The following is a 19,688-nucleotide window of genomic DNA, read 5'->3' as shown; positions in this document are numbered from 1 at the left end:
CCCGAGGGGGCCGGTCTCAGCTTGTGGTCAGCCCGCGGTCAGCCGAAGTAGCCCTCCAGGTCGGCGATGACACTGGTGTTCCCGGAGTGGTTGTGGACCGACAGCCTGCCCAGCGAGTCGGTCGGGGCGAGGGTCAGTACCGGGCGGGTCTGGCCGGGGACGAGGTTGAGGTTGGACGTGCCGGGCAGCTGTGCGTCATCGTCGTAGGCCGTCAGGAAGGTGTCGGCGGTGGCGCCCGTCCCGGTGAGGTTCACCAGGACGTCGGCGCCGGCCGGGACGCCGAGCGCGGTCGGGACGGAGGTGTGCACGGTCGCGTTCGGACCGACCGCGGCGCTCCTGGGGAGCCCGGTGCCGTTGCGGGTGTCCAGGATCCGGGTGGGCGTGACCGGCACGTACGGCGCCGAGGGGTCGTCGGTGTAGTAGCCCTGGACGTCGGCGATCAGGCGGACGCGTCCGGAGTGGTTGTAGAGCGAGACCTGGCCCTGCGGGTCGACCGGGACCACCACCAGGTTGGACGTGGTCTGCCCGGCCCGGAAGTTGAGCACCGAGGTGGTCGGCGGCGTGGTGTAGAGGGACCGTGAGTCCGCCGCGACGTAGCTGGACGCGGTGCCCGCGGTGGCGGTCAGGTTGAGGACCACGGCGATCGGATCCCTGCGGATCGACGAGAGCACGCTTCTCGGAATGGCCTGGAGGAGGGTCTCACCGGGCCCGACCGTCGAGTCCAGCACCCGGGTCGGCTGCAGCGGGACCAGGCCGCTCTGCGACGGCGAGGCGCCGGCCTTGGTGGTGTAGTACCCCTGGACGTCGGCGAGCAGGTTGACGCTGCCCGAGAAGTTGTAGAGGTCGACGTAGCCGTCGCTGCCGACCGGGACCGTCACCTCGTTGGGGTTGATCTGCCCGGCCTTGAAGTTCAGATGCGACACCGCGGGCCGCGGGCTGCCGTCCGGGTAGGCGGTGACGAAGCCGTCGGCGGTGGCGTCGGTGTCGGTGACGTTCATGGTCACCGCGCTGACGCCGCTGCTGGGGATGCCGTGCACTCCGGCGATCTTGAGCCGGACCGTGCCGCCCGCACCGATCTTCTTCTTGGCCGCGCCGACCCCGGTGGCGGTGTTCAGGAACCGCACGGAGGGGTCGAGCGGGACGTAGGCCGCGCCGACGACGACCTGTGCGGTGCCGGTAGCGGTGCGGCTGCCCTTGTCGGTGACGGTGTCCTTCACCGTGTAGCTGCCGGGGTGCGGGTAGGTGTGGGTGGCTCCGGTCGTGCTCCCGGCGTAGTGCTGGGCCGGGGAGCCGTCGCCGAAGTCGACCAGGTGGTCGCTGATCCCGAACGCACTGCTGGAGCGGAAGGCGACGGTGACGACGTCCGGCTTCGCCGGGTCGGACGGGTCGGCGCCGACGCCGGGCTGCAGCGCCGGGAGCGGGTCCACGGTCAGGTCGTCCACGCTCGTGGTCAGGACGGTGGCGCCGTCGGCGCCGAGGACGTGCACGGTCACCCGGTCGACGCCCGCGGTGGCGTAGGTGTGCGTCACGGTGGCCGACGACGAGGTGGTGACCGTGCCGTCGCCGAAGTCGTACTGGTAGGTCACCGGGGTGGACCAGGGGTTGGTCACATTCGCGGTGATGCCGGCGGGCACGGTGGCGTAGGCCTGCGGGACGGTCCAGTTCCGCACCTGGGCCTGGTCCGGGAACTCGACGGCGCCGCGGTCGACGAATCCGGTGCCGGTGTCGGGCACCAGCGGGTCGTCCACGCGCGCGGTGTTGTCGATGTCCGTGGGGAGTTCGCCCGGGGCGTCGGCGTCACCCGAGTCGATGGCGGGCGATCCCTCCAGGTAGACGAACCCGAATGCCGGGTCGATGCCGACCGTCGAGCTGATGTCGTGGGCGCCTTGGCCGGTGGCGGCGAGCAGCGCCGCGCGGGTCGGGTAGGTGGTGCCGGCCCAGTTGTAGGCGGTGCCGTACCCGCTGGCGTACACGTCGTTGTAGTCGCTGGTCACCTGGGCAGCGGCGGCGGCCGAGACCTCGATCTCGGTGCTGGCCGAGGAGCCCGCGGCAGTGCAGCTGGACTGGGTCACGAGGCCCGCCCCGACGGCGACGACGTTCTCGATGGAGCCCGAGGAGGCGCCGGTGATGCTGATCGCGGATCCGCAGCGCGCGTTGACGCTGTCGCCGGTCACCGTGATCCCGGCGACGCCGTCGGCGTGCACTCCGCCCAGGGCGGGGGCGACCACCCCCAGCGAGGTGATGATGTCGCCGGTGGCGACGATCGAACGCGCCCCCGGCTGGACGTCGATGCCCCAACCCGCACCCCGGGTGATCCGCAGCCGGGAGAGGGTGATCTCCGACGAGGCGCCGTCCACGGACACCGCGGCGGCGGGGTCGGCCGCGTAGACGGTGAACCTCGCGGCGTTGACGACGATTCGCTGGGAGCCGGTGACCTTCAGCGCGGACTGGCCGGGGAAGGAACTGTTGGCAGTGCTGCCGAGCCCGGTGAACGAGACGTCGTGGGCCCCGTCGACGGTGATCGGGCCGTTGACCGAGATCTGCGCTCTCGCGGGTTCGGCGACGAAGGACACCGGTGCCGCCGTGGTGCCGGACCGGGTGAGGGTGAAACCGGAGTACGCGGCCCCTGAGCCGGCCTCGATGTGCACGGTCTGGCCCGGGGTCACCAGGTCGGCCGCGGCCTGGATGCTGCAGAAGGGCTCTGCCAGGGAACCGGGGCCGCCGTCGTCGCAGGTCTGGGCACTGTGGTTGACGTAGAGGTCGGTGGCTGACGGGGCGTCCGCGTGGGCGCCCGCCGTGCTCAGGACGCCGACGATCAGCGTCAGGGCAGCGGCAGCGGTCATCGTCGTGCGGCGGCGCGGCATGGCGTGTTCCTCTGTGAGCGGAGGAAGGCGTGCGCCGTGACCTCGATCGATGGTGTGCCGAAATGGCTGGCTGAGAATAACCCTACGGGTACGTACTTTGGCAAGTGTGTGCTCACTCACCCCTCCAGCAGCGCCTGCCCCACATAGCCGCTCGGGTCGGCCGCTCCGCCGGGGACGGCGTAGAGGCCGCTGGACTCGTGGGCGATGAAGACGGAGAGGGCGTCGGCGCGGGCCAGCTTGCGCTGGACCGGGACGAAGCCGGTCAGCGGGTCGGACTGGAACGCGACGAACAGCAGCCCGGCGTCCGGAGAGCCGTCGGCGCGGAGGCCGTCGTGGTAGGAGTAGCCGCGCCGGAGCATCGCCGCGCCCTGGTTGGCGTCCGGGGTGGCGACCCGGATGTGCGCGTCGCCGGGGATCGCCAGCGCCCCGTCCGGGGTCAGCTTGGCCAGGTCGACCGGGGTGGTCTCGGCGCCGCCGGAGAGCGGTGCGCCGGAGGCCTTGTGACGGCCGATCACCTGCTCCTGACGGTCCGTCGTCTGCTGGTCCCAGTGGTCCAGCAGCATCCTGATCCGGCGGAACACCGCGTAGCTGCCGCCCGCCATCCAGGCCGGCTGACCCTTCCCGGCGTCGGGCTCCGCCGGGACGAACACCCGGGCGTCGAAGGTGGAGTCGGTCGGCTTGGGGTTGTTGGTGCCGTCGATCTGCCCCATCAGGTTCCGCCCGGTGCGCGGTTGCGCGGTCGCGCCGGGGCTGCGGGAGAAGCCGCTCATCTGCCAGCGGACGGTGGCCGCCCCCGCGGCCAGCCGTTGCAGTGTGCGCATCGCGTGGAAGGCGACCAGCGCGTCGTCGGCGCAGACCTGCACCCAGAGGTCGCCGTCGCTGCGGCGGCGGTCCAGCGCGTCCTCGGGGAACGGCGGCAGCGGGGCGAGCGCGGCCGGGAGCCGGGCGGCCAGCCCGGCCTTGGCGAAGACCGGCGCCCCGAAGCCGAAGGTGACGGTCAGTGAGGAGGGCCCGGCGTCCAGCGCGGTGTCGTCGTCGGTGAGGCCGGGCGGGGTGCGGCCTTCGGCCATCGCCGCGGCGGCGGCCGACCAGCGCTTCATCAGCGAGGTGAGGCCGGGACGGCCGGTGCCCGCGGTGAGGTCGAAGGCGGTGGACAGCATCCGGGCCTGCATCGGCTGCACGATCCCGGCCTGGTGCGCGCCGTGGAACGGGTACGCGTGCGCGCCGAGGGAGGTGAGGGCGGGGGCGCCCCCGGCGGCGCTGTCGGAGGCGGGGTTGCCGGGGGCGGCGCCGCCGGGGGTGGAGGCAGGGGTGGAGGCGGCGGAGGTCGCGGCGAGGGCGCCCGCGCCGACGGCGAGGCCCGCGGCCCCGGCCGCCCCGGCGGTGGCGAGGAGCCGCCGCCGGGAGACGCTGGGGGCGGTGTTGCCGGTGGCGGCGGGGGTGTCGGTGGCGGCGGCTTCGTCGTCGGGGCGGGCGTTGCGGCGGGACCCGCCCCGGTCGTTCGTGGTCGTCATCAGCTGCTCACCTGCATGGGGGCGGTCACGGTGGTCTCGTCGATGTCGTCGGAACGGATGATCACCTGCAGCTGCCAGCTTCCCGCCATCGGCAACTGCAGGGTGGAGCTGGCCCAGTGGCCGACGTCGAGCTTGTCGAGCTGGACGTCGAACGGGCCGAGGCTCTTAGCCGGGAGGATGACCCGGATATCCAGCTCGGGCTCGTCCGCGGGCTTGCCGCTGCTGTCGTAGACGTAGGCGTGCAGCTGGTTGGTGCCGACCCGGGCCGGGTCGATGTCGATGCTGACCTTGCCCTTGGCGTTGTCGGTGCTGCCACCGGTGTCGAAGGCCAGATTCAGGTCGACCGGGCCGCTCTGCGTGGACGTCCCGGTCTGGGACCGGCCCTGCGCCTGGGCGGTGACGGAGCGTCCGGGCGGGGCGTTGGTCAGCAGCGTGGTGACGACCAGCACGATGACCGCGAAGGTCAGCTCCAGCAGGACGGAACGCAGCAGCATGCCGCGAGCCGGGCTCGCCTCCCGCGCCCGCGCCACGGCGACGGAACGGCGTGCCGCCTGCTGCCGAGCAAGCTGCGCCGCCCGCACGGGGTCCGCGGGGGCGGTGGCCGGGACGCTGCCCGCGCCCGGGTCCCCGCCCCCGCCCGCGGCTACGTCCCCGCCTACGGCGTCCCCTCCGCGCGGCTCCGTCCGCAGGATCGCGGTCCAGCGGCGGGACATCCACGCCGCGGCGAGTATCACCAGCACCGCGCCGATCTTGACCAGCAGCAGCCGCCCGTACGTCGTGCCGGTGAAGGCGTCCCAGCTGCCGAGGCCGCGCCAGGCCTGGTAGACGCCGGTGCCGACCAGCGCGGTGACCGAGCACAGCGCCACCGTGGAGAACCGCTGCACCTGCTCGGGGCCGATCCCGCCGTCCGCGGCGGCTGTCCGCAGGCCCAGCAGCACCGCGGCGAGGCCGCCGAGCCAGCAGCCCATGCTGAGGATGTGCACCACGTCCAGCGGGACCGCGAGGTCGACCTGCATGCCGACCGAGGCGTGGTCCGCGAGCGCCCAGGTGCAGGCCAGCGCGATGGCGAGGACCGCCCCGGCGATGCCGAGGGTGACCCGCAGCCGCCGCTCCGCCGCCGGGTCGGTGCGCTCGGTCTCCGGCAGGCCCACCCCGGCCTGCCCGCCGAGCAGCGACAGGAACACCCCGGCCGCCGCCAGCAGCAGGATCCGCACCACCAGCATCGTGCCCAGGTGCTCGTGCAGGGTCTGCTGAATCATCGTCAGATCGAAGAATCCGCCCAGCCCCTTCGCCGCCTCGTACGGCCCGCGCAGTAGCAGCTGCGCCACGGTCGCCAGCAGCAGCCCGGCCCAGCCGCCCAGCATCAGCCGCTGCACCGCGCGCAGCCGCACCCCGGCCGGCCAGCACAGCAGCACCAGCGCCACCGGCCCGACCAGCAGCGCGTACGCGCCGTACTGGACGCTGCGGGAGGCCCCGTACAGGGCGCCGACCAGGGTGCTGCCCTTGGTGGCCTGCTCCCCGGCGACGCTGGTGGTGGCGGAGGCGTGGCCGTAGGAGAAGGTGAACGCGCCGGACACCGGGTGGGTGTCGGCGGAGATCGCGCGCCAGGCGACGGTGTAGGTGCCCTCGGCCAGGCCGGGGACGAGGGCGACCCTGGCGGTGGTGTCGTCGCTGCCCGCGTGCCCGGTGCCGCCGGTGTCGATCCGCTTGCCGGCCGGGTCGTACACCCGCATGGCGTCCTGCTCCAGCGTGACCTGCTCGCTGAAGTGCAGCACGATCTGGGTCGGCGCGGTCTGCACCACCGACCCCTGCTTGGGGTCGGTGGACAGCAGCGCGGCGTGCGCGGACGCACCGGTGGCTCCGGCGAGCATCAGCCCGAACATCGCGGCGAGCAGCGTCAGCAGCGCGGCGGCCCGGAACCGGCCCCGCGGCGCGGTGCCGCGGCTGCTGCCCCCCAGGCGCGGGCGCGGGCCGAGGAAGCGGGAGGCGGAGGCGGTGGCGGTGGCGGTCTGCGTCATGGCGGCGGTCACTCCGGTGGCTGGTAGGTCAGCGGCTGGACGGTCGCCTGGACCGTGATCGTGCCGGTGTGCTGGAAGGTCAGCTTCAGCTCGATCGTCTGCCCGACCCTGGGCGCGGGGCTGAGCCCCATCAGCATCACGTGGGTGCCGCCCCTGGCGAGGTGCGCCTCGCCGTGCGCGGGCACGTCCACGCCGTCGACGGCGTGCATCGAGGTGGCGGTTGACTGGTTCAGCTCCGCGCTCTGCACGGACGGGCTGCTGACGCCGAGCAGCCGGTCCGCGCTGCCGCCGCCGTTGCTGAGGTCGAAGTAGGCGACGGCCATGTCCGGCGACGCGGGCAGCGGTATGTAGGCGTGGCTGACGCTGATCCGGGCCGGCGAACCGTCCCCGCCGCTGCCGGACGAGCCGGCTCCGCAGGCGACCAGCGCCGCTACGCCGAGCACGGTCGCGCCCGCCGCGGCGGCCAGACCGGCCCGCCTCATACCGCGACCCCCTTGATCAGCAGCGGCAGGTCGTGCTGGTAGGTCGGCGCCATCGTGCCGCTGGTGTAGATGATGTGGGCCTTGCCGTCGGTCGCCGAGTAGGCCAGCACCTGCGCGCCGTGCACCGGCTCCTGGCCCTTGGTCGGGGCGGTGACGCCGACGCCGACCGACTTGGCGGCGGCGATGACGGTGTCGATCGGGGCGGTCAGCCCGATGAAGGCCGGGTTGAAGGAGTCCAGCCAGGTGCGCATCGCGGCCGGGGTGTCCCGGGCCGGGTCGGTGGTCACGAAGACCACCTGGACCTCCGCCTGCTCGGCCTTGGTCAGCCCGGAGACCGCCACCGCGACGTCGCCCATGGTGGTGGGGCAGACGTCGGGGCAGTGGGTGTAGCCGAAGTAGAGCAGCACCGCTTTGCCCGCGGTCTGCCGGGCGATGTTGAACGGCTTGCCGCTGGTGTCGGTGAACGGCACGTCGGGCTTGTCGAAGGTGCGGCCCAGGTTGAGGCCCTGGTAGGGCGACTTGGCGCCGCCCTGCCCGGCCACCTGGGCGGCGGCGTCCCCGCCGCCGGAGGAGGACGAGGCGTTCGAGGAGGAGGAGCAGGCGGTGAGCAGCAGGGCGCCGGAGGTGGCGACGGCGCCGGTGAGCAGGGAGCGGCGGCGCAGGTGGTGCGGCATCGGGGTGATCCATTCCTGGGACGGGGGTGGTGCGGGGGTGCGGTGCTGCGAAGCTGCGGGCTCGCTGACCGCGGGGCTGCGGCGTACGGGTACGGCCGCCGGTTGCGCGGGGGCGGGCGGTCCGGCGCGGTCACGCCGCCGCCCGCCCCCGCGCACGGTCACTGACCGCTGTTGCCGACGGTTCCGGCGGTGCCGCTGCCCCCGCTGCCGCCGCGGCGCCAGCCGAGGTACCCGAATCCGATGCCGAGCAGGCCGACCACCAGGCCGATCCCGCCGAGCACCCGGGCCAGGGTGTCGCTGTTGCTGCTGACCGAGGCCGCGGTGGTCACCGTCGGCGAGGTGGCCTCGCTGCTGCCACCGCCCCCGGCGCCCGCGTCGGCGGCGTTCGTACCGCCTCCGGCGCTGGCGCCGGTGCTGCTGTCGGCGGTGGCGGCCGGGGCGGTGAGCTTGAGCACCGGCGCCGGGTTGTCCGGCTCGGGCTGGCCCGGGACGCTCGGCTGGATCCAGCGCACGACCGTGCCGTCGCTGTAGGTCTGCAGTGCCTTGAAGGTGAGCGAGGAGGTGTCGCTGGGCAGCGGGCCGAGCGACAGCGCGAAGTCCTGGAACTGGCCGGGCCTGATCGCCCCGCCGCTCCAGACGATCTCCGAGACCGCCTCGGTGACCTGCCCGTCGTCCGTGGTCAGCGGCTTGGCCAGCTTGGCCTTGACCACGGAGACGGTCCAGCCGGGGACGCTCTCGGTGGAGACCGAGGCGATCGGGTGGTCGGTCGGCAGGAAGAACTCGATCTTGGTGGTGTCGGCCTTGTCCTGCTCGTTGGGGACCCGGACGTTCACCTCCGTGTAGCTGCCCTGGGCGGCGCTGTTCGGGTTGACGGTGACGTGCGCGGAGGCCGGGACCGCGAGCAGCAGGACGCCCGCTGCGGCCAGTGAGGCCAGGGTGAAGGTACGGCGCATGGAAGTAGCTCTCCAGTGGTGGAGGGACAGGGGGACGGGCACGGGTGGCCGACCTGTCCCGCCGCTCCTCTCCGGAGGTGCGCGACGCGGGGTCAGGCGGCCAGGGCCGGTGGCGGGCCGCGCCGGACCAGTTGGTGCCGCAGCCGCACCGTGCGCAGGGGTGTCCGCCGGTCGCGGTCCAGCCGCCGGAACCGGGCCGCGGCCTCCGGGCCGAGCGTCCCGAGGAGTCCGCGCAGCAGCGCCGCGGCGAGCGCGAGCAGGGTGCGCAGCGGGGCGGTCCAGGTCCTGGCGAGGGTCTCGGTGACCTGCGCGGTGACCCGCAGCACCCGCCACAGCGCGACCTCGCCGCGGCGCAGCCACCAACCGGCCACCAGCGCGGCGGCGAGGTGGCCGAGCAGCATCAGCGGGGTCAGCCCGAGGAAGCCGACGTGCGCCCAGAGCGGCAGGTGCGGGGGGTTGGCCAGGACCAGGTGCGGGTCTATCCCGGCCCGGCTGACGATCTGGGCCGCGGTGGTGCCCGGAGGCAGCGTCAGCCCCGAGGACGCCGCGCCGCCCGGCCCGCACAGCAGCTTGGCCGCGAGCGCGGCGAGCGCGCTGGCCCCGCCGTGGCCGCCGCCGGTCCCGGCCATGCCGGACATGCCTGCCATGCCCGCCATCCCGGGCATGTCGGCCATCCCCGGCATCGCGGCCATGCCGCCGCCGCCCGTCCCCGTCATGCCGCCCATCCCGGGCATGTCCGCCATCCCGCTGCCGCCCAGGACGGCGCTGTGGAACAGCAGGTGCAGTCCGAGCTGGCCCACGGCCAGGCCGGACACGATCGAGGCCAGCGAGCGCTCCCGTCCGGCCAGCGCCGCCGCCAGTACCCAGACGGCCGCGCCGCCCACCAGCAGTGCGCAGGGCGGGACGGCCCCGCCGCCGGCCATCCGGTGGCCCAGCGCGGACACCACGACGCAGACCACCGCGAAGGGCAGTGCCCTCAACACGCGGAGGTCCAGTGGGGCGGGGCGGCCCGGCGTGCGCACCGGGGCGGCTGGGGACGGATGCATGGCAGGGGCAAGTCTCTCACCGGCTCGGGAGCGGTCAACGGCTGGGTCGGGCGTAACCGTCCCGGAAGGCGCGGAGCGACGGGAGCGTACGCCAGCGCACGCGCCCCTGTGCGCGCTCCCGCTGATGCTCCCCCGGGTGCTTCCACCTCCGCACTTCCGCCGGCGGGGTGACAAGTTTCCGTCAGAGCGATTGATTCGTCTGACGCTCGGTTATAGGTAGTGGTATGTGGAGCCGCAGCCAGGAGGAACCTGCCGTGGACATCTGGTGGTCTCTGCACCTTCGGCGTGAGCCGGCCAGTGTGCCCCTCGCCAGGCACATCCTGCTGGGGACCATGGCGTCCGCGGGCGTCGACCCGGACATCTCGCACGAGGTGGGGGTCGCCCTCACCGAGGCCTGCGCCAACGCCGTCGAGCACGCCCGGCACTCCGCCGCGACCGGCGAGGACAGCGGCTTCCAGGTCACCGCGACCATCGAGAACGGCTGCCTGCGGGTCGAGATCACCGACAACGGACCGGGTTTCTCGACCGACCCCGCCCGCACCCCGCCGGTCCCCGCCCGCACCGGCCCCTGCACCGCCCGCGCCCGGCGCCGTCGGCCCGCCCCGCTGCCGGTCCGGTCGCTGCCGGTGGTCCCGCTCGCGGTCTGCGACCCGTTCGACGACTGCGACCTCTTCGGCGACGACCACCTGCCCTTCGAGGACCTGTTCCCGTTCGACGGCATCCCCGCCGACGCCGGGACGGAGCTGCCGGACCTGGACGCCACCAGCGGTCGCGGGCTGTTCCTGATCCGGGCGCTGATGGACCACGTCCAGTTCCGCAACCACCCGCGCAGCGGCGCCGTGGTCTCCTTCGACAAGGTGCTGAAGTACCGCGACCGCCCGCTCCAGCACGCCTCCTGAGGACGCCTCCGGCTCCGCGCTTGACCCTCACGCGACGTGAGGACCCAGGCTGGGGCACGGAAGGGAGCGAGAACGCATGAGCTACTCGGTGGGCGAGGTCGCCGGTCTGGCCCGGATCACGGTGCGCACGCTGCACCACTACGACGAGATCGGGCTGCTGTCCCCTGGCGCGCGCACGCCGTCCGGCTACCGCCGGTACGACGACGCCGACCTGGACCGGCTGCAGCAGGTCCTCTTCTACCGCGAGCTCGGCTTCCCGCTCGAAGAGATCGCCGCGGTCCTGGACGACCGGGAGGTCGGTCCGTCCGAGCACCTGCGGCGCCAGCACGCGCTGCTGACCGGACGGATCGCCCGGCTCCAGGAGATGGCGGCGGCTGTGGAGCAGGCAATGGAGGCACGAAAGATGGGCATCGACCTGACCCCCGAGGAGAAGTTCGAGATCTTCGGCGAGGGCTACCAGGAGTACGAGGCGGAGGCGGAGCAGCGCTGGGGCGAGTCCGGCGCCTGGAAGCAGTCCCGGCAGAAGGCGGCCGGGCTGACCAAGGCCGACTGGATCCGGATCAAGGCCGAGGGCGACGCGATCATGCGCCGGATCGCCGAAGGGGTGCGGGCCGGGGTGCCCGCCGACAGCGAGCAGGCGATGGACGTCGCCGAGGAGCACCGGCAGCACATCAGCCGCAACTTCTACGACTGCTCCTACGCGATGCAGCGCGGCCTGGCCGAGATGTACCTGGCCGACCCGCGGTTCCAGGCGACCTACGAGAAGGAGGTGGAGGGCGGCGCGGCCTGGTTCCACGACGCCGTCCTCGCCAACGCCGATCGCGGCGAAGCTGCCTCCCGGCCGGGGCCGGAGCAGCGGTAGCCGCCGTGGCCGCGGGGCCTCAGGCCGCGCGGGTGAAGGCGCGGCGGTAGGCGGTCGGGGTGGTGCGCAGGGCGCGGGTGAAGTGGTGGCGGTAGGTGGCCGGGCTGTCGAAGCCGACCGCAGCCGCCACCTCCTCGACCGTGCCGTCCCCGGCCTCCAGCAGCGGGAGGCTGGCCGAGATCCGCTGGGCGATGACCCAGCGGATCGGGCTGGTCCCGTTGCGGCGGGCGAAGTGCCGCAGGTAGGAGCGCTCGGACATGCGCGCGGCGCGGGCCAGCGCCGGGACGGTCAGCGGCTCGGCGAGCCGGTCCAGCGCCCAGGCCATGCTGCGGGCGATCCCGTCGTCCTCCTCGGCCACCGGCCGTACCGCCGCCTCGATGTACTGGGCCTGCCCGCCCTCGCGGTGGGTCGGCACCACGAACCGGCGGGCGACGGTGTTGGCGACCGTCGCGCCGTGGTCGCGGCGGACCAGGTAGAGGCAGAGGTCGATACCGGCCGCGCTGCCCGCGCTGGTCAGCACGTCGCCGCCGTCGACGTAGAGGACGTCCGGGTCGACCTCGACCTCCGGGTACCGTTCCGCCAGCAGCGCGGCGTGGCGCCAGTGGGTGGTGGCCCGCCGTCCGTCCAGCAGCCCGGTCGCGGCCAGCGCGAACGCGCCGGAGCAGATGGACACCAGCCGCGCCCCGCGCGCGTGCGCCGCCCGCAGCGCGGCCACCACCGCGGGCGGCACCTCGCCGCGGGTGTCGGCCACTCCGGGCACGATCACGGTGTCGGCGCGGGCCAGCGCGTCCAGGCCGTGCTCGGCCTTGACGCTGAAGCCGCCGACCACCCGCAGGTCCCGCCCCGGCTGCTCGGCGCAGACCAGCAGCTCGTACCAGGGGATGTCGCCGACCTCGGGCCGGTGCAGCCCGAACACCTCGACCACCACCCCGAGTTCGAACGGCGCCATGCCGTCGAAGGCCAGCACCGCGACGGTGTGCGCGGTCTCGGACGGCGGGCGCGGGGCGATGGTCAGCATGGCGGGATCCTACGCCTTCACCAGGATCCCGCCATCAGCCCGCCCGGTCGGCGGCCGACCGGCCGGGCCGGCCGCCTGACCGGCCGTCAGCCGCTCAGCCCCGCCATCCACGCCTCGACCTCGGTCGAGCTCCGCGGCAGCGCGGCCGAGAGGTTGAGGTTGCCGTCGGCGGTGACCAGGATGTCGTCCTCGATCCGGACGCCGATGCCGCGGTACTCCTCCGGCACGGTCAGGTCGTCGGCCTGGAAGTAGAGTCCGGGCTCGACGGTCAGCACCATGCCCGGCTCCAGCACGCAGTCGACGTACGCCTCGGTGCGCGCGTGGGCGCAGTCGTGGACGTCCAGGCCGAGCATGTGGCCGGTGCCGTGCAGGGTCCAGCGGCGCTGCAGCGCCAGTTCCAGCACCCGTTCGGCCGGGCCCTCGACCAGGCCCCACTCCACCAGCCGCTCGGCCAGCACCCGCTGCGAGGCCTCGTGGAAGTCGCGGTAGCGCGCCCCCGGCTTCACCGCGGCGATCCCGGCCTGCTGGGAGTCGTACACCGCGTCGTAGATCTTGCGCTGCAGGTCGTTGAAGCGGCCGTCGATCGGCAGGGTCCGGGTCACGTCGGCGGTGTAGAGGGTGTGCGTCTCCACGCCCGCGTCCAGCAGCAGCAGTTCGCCGGGGCGGACCGCGCCGTCGTTGCGGACCCAGTGCAGCGTGGTCGCGTGCGGTCCGGCGGCGCAGATCGAGCCGTAGCCGATGTCGTTGCCCTCGACCCGGGCCCGGCGGTAGAAGGTGCCCTCGATCCAGCGCTCGGAGGTGGCCACCGCCTGCGCCAGCTCGCGCACCACGTCGGTGAAGCCCTTGGCGGTGGCGTCGCAGGCGGCCTGCAGCTGTGCGACCTCCCAGTCGTCCTTGACCAGGCGCAGTTCGCTGAGGAAGATCCGCAGCTCCTCGTCGCCGTGCCGGGTGGTGTGCTCGGCGAGCGCGGACTCCAGTGCGGCATCGTAGGAGCGGACGACCCGGGTGGTCGCGGGCTTCTCGTCGGCGGTGACCGCCAGTTCCGCGACGACCTTGCGGACGTCCCTGGTCGGCAGCCCGAGCAGGGCCTCGGCCTCGGCCAGGCTGTGCCGGCGGCCGACCCACAGCTCGCCGTGGCCGTCGAGCCAGAACTCGCCGTTCTCCCGGTCGGAGCGCGGCAGCAGGTAGACGGCGGCGTCGTGTCCGCCCTCCTCGCGCGGCTCCAGCACCAGCACCGCGTCCTCGGTCTGGTCGCCGGTCAGGTGCACGTACTCGCTGGAGGCGCGGAACGCGTACTCGGTGTCGTTGGCGCGGGTCTTCAGGCCGCCGGCCGGGATCACCAGCCGGTCGCCGGGGAAGCGCGCGGACAGCGCGGCGCGGCGCTTGGCGGCGTAGGCGGACTGCTCGGCGGGGGCGAGGTCGCGCAGCTCGGTGTCGGCCCAGCCGGACTTCATGACCTCGGCCAGCTCGTCCGAGAGGGCCGGGTAGAGGCCGTTCTTCCGGGCCTTGATGGGCGGCTGCCCGGCCTCGGCGTCCGTGTCGGTCTCCTCGGCCGCGGCCGTGTCGGCTGCCGCCTGGGTCGGATCCACGTCCCGGGTCGCGTCGTTCACCTGTGTCGCCTCCTCGTCGTACGGGACCGCCCCGGCGCGTCAGGGGTGAGACGGGTGGGCGGTCCCTACAATCCTAGGGCGTGCGAACGGGTGAGCGGGAGGGGTGCGGCCCCGCCGCCGCAGGTCGGACGGCTGCGGCTCGGCTCCGTGGCCGGGTTGTGCGGTCCGGCCTTGCGGTGCGGCTCTGTGGAGCGGCCTTGCGGACCGGCTACTCGAAGCGGGCCGCGAGCAGCACGATGTCGTCCGCCCCCGAGCCGCCGCCCGCCGCGCTCTGCTGGTCCGAGCCGTCCAGGCAGCTGCTGAGCAGGTGGGCGCAGAACCGCTCCGGGTCCTGCCGGGTCTCGCGCGGGGCCGCCGCCGCGGCCGACCGCAGCTTGGCCTGCCCGGCGTGCAGCGAGTTGCCGCAGCGGCGGGCCAGGCCCTCGGTGTAGAGCAGCAGCAGGTCGCCGCGGTCGGCGCGGAGCTCCACCCCGGGGGCCTCCCAGCAGCTCAGCATGCCCAGCGGGGCGGACAGCGAGGTCTCCACGAAGCTGGCGCCGAACGAGGTGACCAGCAGCGGCGGGCACTGTCCGGCCCCGGCCAGCGACAACTGCCTGCTGCGCGGGTCGAGGTAGACGTAGAGAGCGGTCGCGGTGCGGGCCGGCTCGGTGGCCTTGAGCAGCAGTTCCAGGTCGCCGAGCACGGCCACCGGGTCCTCGCCCTCCAGTACCGCGTAGGCGCGCAGCGCAGCCCGGAGCCTGCCCATGGCGGCGGCGCAGTCGGGGCCGCCGCCGGTGACGCTGCCGACGCTGAGCGCGAGCCCGCCGTCGGGCAGGGCCAGGGCGTCGTACCAGTCGCTGCCGGCCGAGAGGTCGAGCCCGGCCGGGAGGCAGCGGGCGGCGAGCCGCAGTCCGCGGACCCGCGGCAGCCGGTCCGGGAGCAGCCCGCGGCGCAGCGCGTCGGCGGTGCGGCGGAGCCGGTCCCGTTCGATCTCCTTGGTGATCAGCCGGGACGCGGCGGAGCAGTAGAGGCCGGCCAGCCGCTGCGCGTGCTCGCCGGGCACGGTCGGGGCGTCGTAGAACCACACCGCCGCGCCGAACGGCTCGCCGCCCGCGTCGGGGCCGGTCAGCGGCAGCGCGTAGGAGGCGCCGATGCCGAGGTGGGCGGCGACGTCGCTGAACCGGGAGTCGTCGGTGATCGGCCCCGGGACGATCACCACCGGCTCGCCGTGCAGCAGTCCGGCGTACGGGCCGCTGTCGCGCGGCACGGTCTCCAGTGCGCCGAGGGCGGGACGGTCCAGGCCGAGGCCGATGGTGCTGCCGGGGGAGTCGACGGTGCCGAGGGCGGGGGTGTGCGGGTCGGAGCTGGAGGTGAGCAGCAGCATGCCGCGCGGGGCGCCGAGGATGGCGGCCCCGGCCTGCAGCACGGCGCGCAGCGCCTCCTCCAGGCCGGTGGCGGCGGTGAGCCGCTCGGTGAGGTCGCAGAGCAGGGTGAGGTCCGCGAGCGGTTCGGCGAGGGGTTCGACCCGGGGTTCGCCGAGCGGCTCGGCGAGCGCGGCGGCGCGCTGGCCCGGTGTGGACGGGGCGGGCTGCGGCGCGGTCGGGGCCGGGAAGCCGAGCGGCTGGCCGTCGAAGGCCTGACCGTCGAGGGTCCGACCGGCGCGGGGTGAGGGTGACTCAGCCATGTCGTACGCCCTTCGCACCAAGTGGGGTAACGCAGAGTGAATGGCCGACAGGGGCAGCCAGGAGGGGCGTGTGCTTCATTTGTCTGAAATCAGTCACTGTGCACCCCCATGTCATGCCTTACGGCAATTAATGACTCACTTCTACACATACCGATCGGGTGATGTCCAGAACTGCGAGCTGCCGGTTGATTGGTGTCATTGCCCGAATCGTCCGCCGAAAACGTCGCTCTCTGTGATCGTTCTGGCGTTCGTTTTGCGATTTCGCTGACGCAGAGTCAGCGCGACGCCAGTGCTCTGCGCACCTCGCGCCGTCTCGCGGCCTCCCGCAGCCGGGCCCGGAGGCCGCGGCGGCTGGCCCGGTGGTCCCACGGGACGGGGACTTCGAGCACCCGGAAGCCCTGCCGCAGCAGGTCGATGATCAGACCGGGACCGGCCCCCGATCCCTCGGACAGCGGCTCGGCGGCGGTGAAGGCAGCCCTGGTCAGACACAGCTCCGCGGCGAGCGGACGGGTGGTGGCGAAGCCGGTGGCCCGCGCGATCCCGCGCCGGGCCGCTCGGGCCGCGCCGCGCGCCGTCCGGGCCGCCTCCGGCTCCGCCCCGGCCAGCACCAGGTCCGCCGTCCCGGCCAGCACCGGCTCCAGCAGCCGGACCGCCTCGGCCGCGCTCTGCTGCAGATCGGCGTCCAGCAGCAGCAGGTGCCGGGGGTCGGCTCCGGCCGGGTCCGCGTCGGCGACCAGGCGGATGCCGCGCAGCAGCGCCGCGGTCCGGCCGACCTTGGCGCCGAGCCGGACCACCTCCGCCCCGGACTCCTCGGCGACCCGCGCGGTGGAGTCGGTGGACCCGGCGTCGACCACCACCACCAGGTCCACCCCGGGCAGCCGACGCGCGGCGAGCACGGTCAGCGCGATCCGGGAGGCCTCGTTGTGCGCCGGCACCACCACGGCGACCGCGGGGGTTCCGGACGGCGCGTCAGAAGCCGTGTCCGCGGCGGCAGCCGCGGTATTCCGGCCACCCCGCATCCGGTCGGCTCCGTCGCTTCCGGACTCCCGCTGCGCATCCATCCCCGGATCGTACGATCACCGGGGCCCGTGTGCGTACCGTTCCGGACATGCCCATGCCCGAGGGCCTGCCCGGCCGTCCCCGCAACTGCCCCCAGGGGCAGCCGTACTGACCCGAACGGTGGAACCGGGGCCGGTTCTGCTGCGTCAATCCGGACGATGCGCGACGCTGGAATCCGCGCGGGAAATACTGGGGGATCCCTCGGCTTCCGGGGTACAACCCGGTGAGGACGGCGGTTCAATCGCCACCCTGCGCCACCCCCTCGCCGGGTTCCGCACAGCGCGCGGGCGTGGTGCGCTTCTTTTTGCGCGAGGTCACGTACCGATCCCTGACTGGCTCACGGAAAGGAACGAGTGCTCATGCGCGGGACCCGCACCACCCTCGTCACCCTGCTCCGCTCCCGGCTGTCGGCGCGCCCCCGGGCCGCCGTACGCCGCGAGCGCGGCCTGCTGCTCGCGACCGCGACCGCCTGCGCGGCCGACTGGGGCTGGCCGGTGCTCCCCGGGGCCGCCGCCGACCGGGACGGCTGCCGCTGCGCGCGCCCCGACTGCCCGACCCCCGGCGCGCACCCTGACGATCCGTCACTGCTCGCGGCCACCACCGATCCGCGGATGGTGGAGTGGTGGTGGGGCCGCCGCCCGGACGCGCCGGTGCTGGTCGCGACCGGCGGCCGGGTGTCCGCGGTGAGCCTCCCGGCCGCGGCCGGGGTCCGGGTGCTGGAGTACTTCGACGCGCTGCGGATCAGGACCGGCCCGGTGATCGCCACCCCGACCCGGTACGTGCTGCTGGTCGCGCCCTACACGCTGCCGGAGCTGGGCGAGCTGCTGGTGGCCCAGGAGTGGGTGCCGACCAGCCTGCGCTACCACGGCGACGGCGGCTACGCGGTGCTGCCGCCGTCCAGGACCGGGGCCGGGGCGGTGCGCTGGGTCCGCGAGCCGGCGGGGGACGGCGCGCCGTGGCTCCCGGCGGTGGGCGAACTGATGGGCGCCCTGGTCGCCGCCAGCGCGGCGGTGCCGGACGGCGCGCGGCTGGCGTACTGAGCGCCGGCGCACCGAACGGGCCCGGAAATGATGAAGGCTCAGCCGCTGGCGACGGGGGATGCACCAGCGACTGAGCTGTTTAAACCGTAACAAGTTTTGCCCGGCAAGCAAATTCCCCAGACACCCCAGAACGCTGTGAATGCGTCCCTTCAGAGGATTATGTGACGCATATCACGGATATCAGTGGCGGAATGTTCCCGGGGGTCGACGCTCCGTCATGGGAGCGTGCTCATCCCAGGGTTACCTGACGGTTCACCAGTCCGGCGCGGGCCCGGCGCTCGTCCGCGGAGAGCGGCGCGGTCTGCGCCAGCGCGCCGGCCAGCCGCTCCAGGAAGGCCGCCGCGGGCTTCTCGCAGTCGTCCGCCGTCATCGCCGAGGGGAGGTCCCAGACCGGCACGGTCAGCCCGTGCGCCCGGAACGAGCCGACCAGCTTGGTGCCCTCGCCGAGCCCGGCCTCGTCGGCCGCGGCCAGCCGCGCCAGCGCGTCCAGCAGCGTCTCCTCGGCGTGCGGCATCACCCAGCGCAGGTGGTTCCGGTCCGGGACCGAGCACCAGTAGGCGGTGTCGACCGAGCCCAGCCGGACGGTCGGGATGACCGCCGCGTTCGCCTGCTCCAGCGAGGCGGCGACCTCGCCGGTGGCCGAATCCGCGTCCTCCAGCCAGAACTCGAACCCGGTGTGCACCGTCGGCTCGAACGGCGCCGAGGAGTCCAGCAGGTCCTGCAGCCGCGCGGAGTCGGCGGCCGGACGGCGCGGCGGGACGGGGTTGCCCGGCTCCATGGCCAGCGCCTGGACCAGCGCGTCCGCCAGGTCGCGGCTGATGTCGCCGGAGGAGCTGTGGGTCTGCAGGCCGAGCAGCACGCTGCCGTCCTGCCGGCGCATGGCGGGCCACGCCATCGGCAGCACGGTCGCCAGGGTCACCGAGGGGACCTCGCCGGTGGCTCCCGCCAGTGCCTCGGCGGTCAGCGTCAGCGGCACGGTCGCCGCCGGGACCAGCTCGCGCAGCGCGACCCAGTCGCCCTCGCCGGTCAGCCCCTCGAACGGACGCTGCACCAGTTCCTGCACGGCGTGCGCGGCTTCGCGGCCGTGGCAGGCCTTGTAGCGGCGGCCCGAGCCGCAGGGGCACGCCTCACGCGCGCCGACGACCGGGATCTCCCCACTGGCGGAGGCGGGTGACTGGGCGCGCGCGGGCGCCTTCTTGGCGGGCTTCTTGGCCATGGTGCGGATTCTCCCGAGGGGGCGGCTCACTCTTCCGCCCCGAGCCTAGTGCCGCCGGGCCGTCCGGTCGGCCAGCCTGACGGGGCGGCAGTTCAGGGGAAGGCGATCTGGGTCGCCCCGTGCTCGGCGTCGCCGCGGCGCGCGTGCCGGGCGCGTACCGGCAGCACCGCCCACACGGTGACCTCGCCCGGCGCGTCCCGTACCCCCCAGTCGCTGGCCAGCTGCCCGACGATGCCGAGCCCGCGCCCGCCGCGGGCGGTCAGCGAAGGGCTGCCGCGCCTGGGACGGGTCGGCCCGCCGCCGTCGGTCACCTCGACCGTCAGCAGGCCGTCGCTGTGCAGCTCCCAGCCGACCACCACCCGGCCGTCCTCGACGTAGCCGTCCCGGTACCCGGCCGGTTCCGCGCGTTCGTCCGGCCGGTCCGGCTCGGCCCGCGCGTCCCTCTCGACCAGGTCCGGCACCGGCTCCAGCGGCCGGGCATGGCGGCACGCGTTGCTCAGCAGTTCGGAGAGTATGAGGACGGCGTCATCGATGACGACGTCCGGAACCTGCTGTCCGGCGAGGTCCTTGCGAAGACGACGTCGTGCAGCGCTCACGCTTTCAGGACCATGCGGCACGGCCATGGTCGCCGAAGAAGTCGGCACATCTCGCGCTACCACCAGCGCCACCCCCGGACCTCCTCCTCAGCTGTCAACCAGGGTGTGAATGCCCGGTGCGAGCACAGCGGAAACGAGAATAGAAGGACCGCAACCTGCCTTCTCGGCATCACA

General features: G+C 74.0%; 16 protein-coding genes. 3 read left to right on the top strand and 13 right to left on the bottom strand.

Features of this window, described 5'->3' with window-relative positions:
• Positions 1–38: 38 nt before the first annotated feature.
• From ACEZDE_RS15010 to ACEZDE_RS14980, 7 genes are all read right to left on the bottom strand, one after another.
• Positions 39–2,864 carry a PKD domain-containing protein gene (locus ACEZDE_RS15010; protein ID WP_380536526.1) on the bottom strand — a complete coding sequence of 942 codons (2,826 nt, stop codon included), beginning with the start codon at positions 2,862–2,864 and terminating at the stop codon, positions 39–41.
• 116 nt (positions 2,865–2,980) lie between these two features.
• Complete coding sequence (gene efeB, locus ACEZDE_RS15005) at positions 2,981–4,378, bottom strand: iron uptake transporter deferrochelatase/peroxidase subunit (RefSeq protein WP_380536525.1); 1,398 nt, start codon at positions 4,376–4,378, stop codon at positions 2,981–2,983.
• Entirely contained in the window at positions 4,378–6,396 is a 2,019-nt protein-coding gene (locus ACEZDE_RS15000; RefSeq protein WP_380536522.1) for a copper resistance CopC/CopD family protein, read from the bottom strand. The genes efeB and ACEZDE_RS15000 overlap by 1 nt, the downstream gene beginning before the upstream one ends.
• A gap of 8 nt (positions 6,397–6,404) precedes the next feature.
• On the bottom strand, positions 6,405–6,878 hold the full coding sequence (locus tag ACEZDE_RS14995) for a copper chaperone PCu(A)C (RefSeq protein ID WP_380536519.1): 474 nt from the start codon (positions 6,876–6,878) through the stop codon (positions 6,405–6,407).
• The gene (locus ACEZDE_RS14990; RefSeq protein ID WP_380536518.1) at positions 6,875–7,552 is read right to left on the bottom strand and encodes an SCO family protein; all 678 of its coding nucleotides are present in this window, start codon (positions 7,550–7,552) and stop codon (positions 6,875–6,877) included. The genes ACEZDE_RS14995 and ACEZDE_RS14990 overlap by 4 nt, the downstream gene beginning before the upstream one ends.
• Positions 7,553–7,710: 158 nt before the next feature.
• A complete protein-coding gene (locus ACEZDE_RS14985; RefSeq protein WP_380536516.1) occupies positions 7,711–8,505 on the bottom strand; it encodes a YcnI family copper-binding membrane protein in 795 nt (264 codons plus the stop codon).
• A 92-nt stretch (positions 8,506–8,597) separates the two neighbouring features.
• A complete protein-coding gene (locus ACEZDE_RS14980; protein WP_380536514.1) occupies positions 8,598–9,488 on the bottom strand; it encodes a hypothetical protein in 891 nt (296 codons plus the stop codon).
• 362 nt (positions 9,489–9,850) lie between these two features.
• On the opposite strand from ACEZDE_RS14980, the gene ACEZDE_RS14975 reads away from it, so the two are divergent.
• Together ACEZDE_RS14975 and ACEZDE_RS14970 are read left to right on the top strand one after the other, a co-directional pair.
• Positions 9,851–10,450 (top strand): ATP-binding protein, encoded by a 600-nt coding sequence (locus ACEZDE_RS14975; RefSeq protein WP_449341708.1) that lies wholly within the window; start codon positions 9,851–9,853, stop codon positions 10,448–10,450.
• Between the two features lie 76 nt (positions 10,451–10,526).
• Complete coding sequence (locus tag ACEZDE_RS14970; protein WP_380536509.1) at positions 10,527–11,312, top strand: MerR family transcriptional regulator; 786 nt, start codon at positions 10,527–10,529, stop codon at positions 11,310–11,312.
• 19 nt (positions 11,313–11,331) lie between these two features.
• Here ACEZDE_RS14970 and ACEZDE_RS14965 read toward each other — a convergent pair whose 3' ends face one another.
• The 4 genes from ACEZDE_RS14965 to ACEZDE_RS14950 all read right to left on the bottom strand — a co-directional run bounded on the left by ACEZDE_RS14965 (position 11,332) and on the right by ACEZDE_RS14950 (position 16,664).
• The gene (locus ACEZDE_RS14965; protein WP_380536506.1) at positions 11,332–12,330 is read right to left on the bottom strand and encodes a helix-turn-helix domain-containing protein; all 999 of its coding nucleotides are present in this window, start codon (positions 12,328–12,330) and stop codon (positions 11,332–11,334) included.
• 86 nt (positions 12,331–12,416) lie between these two features.
• Positions 12,417–13,841 carry an aminopeptidase P family protein gene (locus ACEZDE_RS14960; protein ID WP_380536648.1) on the bottom strand — a complete coding sequence of 475 codons (1,425 nt, stop codon included), beginning with the start codon at positions 13,839–13,841 and terminating at the stop codon, positions 12,417–12,419.
• A 307-nt stretch (positions 13,842–14,148) separates the two neighbouring features.
• The gene (locus tag ACEZDE_RS14955; protein ID WP_380536505.1) at positions 14,149–15,603 is read right to left on the bottom strand and encodes a PP2C family protein-serine/threonine phosphatase; all 1,455 of its coding nucleotides are present in this window, start codon (positions 15,601–15,603) and stop codon (positions 14,149–14,151) included.
• 275 nt (positions 15,604–15,878) lie between these two features.
• The gene (locus ACEZDE_RS14950) at positions 15,879–16,664 is read right to left on the bottom strand and encodes a glycosyltransferase (RefSeq protein ID WP_380536502.1); all 786 of its coding nucleotides are present in this window, start codon (positions 16,662–16,664) and stop codon (positions 15,879–15,881) included.
• 357 nt (positions 16,665–17,021) lie between these two features.
• Between ACEZDE_RS14950 and ACEZDE_RS14945 the strand changes: the two genes are divergently transcribed.
• Entirely contained in the window at positions 17,022–17,702 is a 681-nt protein-coding gene (locus ACEZDE_RS14945; protein WP_380536500.1) for a bifunctional DNA primase/polymerase, read from the top strand.
• A gap of 229 nt (positions 17,703–17,931) precedes the next feature.
• Here ACEZDE_RS14945 and ACEZDE_RS14940 read toward each other — a convergent pair whose 3' ends face one another.
• Together ACEZDE_RS14940 and ACEZDE_RS14935 are read right to left on the bottom strand one after the other, a co-directional pair.
• On the bottom strand, positions 17,932–18,918 hold the full coding sequence (locus ACEZDE_RS14940; RefSeq protein ID WP_380536497.1) for a DUF5926 family protein: 987 nt from the start codon (positions 18,916–18,918) through the stop codon (positions 17,932–17,934).
• Between the two features lie 92 nt (positions 18,919–19,010).
• Positions 19,011–19,514, bottom strand: coding sequence for an ATP-binding protein (locus ACEZDE_RS14935; RefSeq protein ID WP_380536494.1), 504 nt, complete (start codon positions 19,512–19,514; stop codon positions 19,011–19,013).
• Positions 19,515–19,688 lie beyond the last annotated feature (174 nt).

The organism is Streptacidiphilus cavernicola (assembly GCF_042510955.1).
Taxonomy (GTDB): domain Bacteria; phylum Actinomycetota; class Actinomycetes; order Streptomycetales; family Streptomycetaceae; genus Streptacidiphilus; species Streptacidiphilus cavernicola.
This window is presented reverse-complemented; position numbering and strand designations above follow the sequence as displayed.

Bases quoted from the DNA above. Each gene is read 5' to 3' on its own strand.
- ACEZDE_RS15010 (WP_380536526.1), bottom strand. From the start codon at position 2,864: ATGCCGCGCCGCCGCACGACGATGACCGCTGCCGCTGCCCTGACGCTG.
- efeB (WP_380536525.1), bottom strand. From the start codon at position 4,378: ATGACGACCACGAACGACCGGGGCGGGTCCCGCCGCAACGCCCGCCCC.
- ACEZDE_RS15000 (WP_380536522.1), bottom strand. From the start codon at position 6,396: ATGACGCAGACCGCCACCGCCACCGCCTCCGCCTCCCGCTTCCTCGGC.
- ACEZDE_RS14995 (WP_380536519.1), bottom strand. From the start codon at position 6,878: ATGAGGCGGGCCGGTCTGGCCGCCGCGGCGGGCGCGACCGTGCTCGGC.
- ACEZDE_RS14990 (WP_380536518.1), bottom strand. From the start codon at position 7,552: ATGCCGCACCACCTGCGCCGCCGCTCCCTGCTCACCGGCGCCGTCGCC.
- ACEZDE_RS14985 (WP_380536516.1), bottom strand. From the start codon at position 8,505: ATGCGCCGTACCTTCACCCTGGCCTCACTGGCCGCAGCGGGCGTCCTG.
- ACEZDE_RS14970 (WP_380536509.1), top strand. From the start codon at position 10,527: ATGAGCTACTCGGTGGGCGAGGTCGCCGGTCTGGCCCGGATCACGGTG.
- ACEZDE_RS14965 (WP_380536506.1), bottom strand. From the start codon at position 12,330: ATGCTGACCATCGCCCCGCGCCCGCCGTCCGAGACCGCGCACACCGTC.
- ACEZDE_RS14955 (WP_380536505.1), bottom strand. From the start codon at position 15,603: ATGGCTGAGTCACCCTCACCCCGCGCCGGTCGGACCCTCGACGGTCAG.
- ACEZDE_RS14950 (WP_380536502.1), bottom strand. From the start codon at position 16,664: ATGGATGCGCAGCGGGAGTCCGGAAGCGACGGAGCCGACCGGATGCGG.
- ACEZDE_RS14945 (WP_380536500.1), top strand. From the start codon at position 17,022: ATGCGCGGGACCCGCACCACCCTCGTCACCCTGCTCCGCTCCCGGCTG.
- ACEZDE_RS14940 (WP_380536497.1), bottom strand. From the start codon at position 18,918: ATGGCCAAGAAGCCCGCCAAGAAGGCGCCCGCGCGCGCCCAGTCACCC.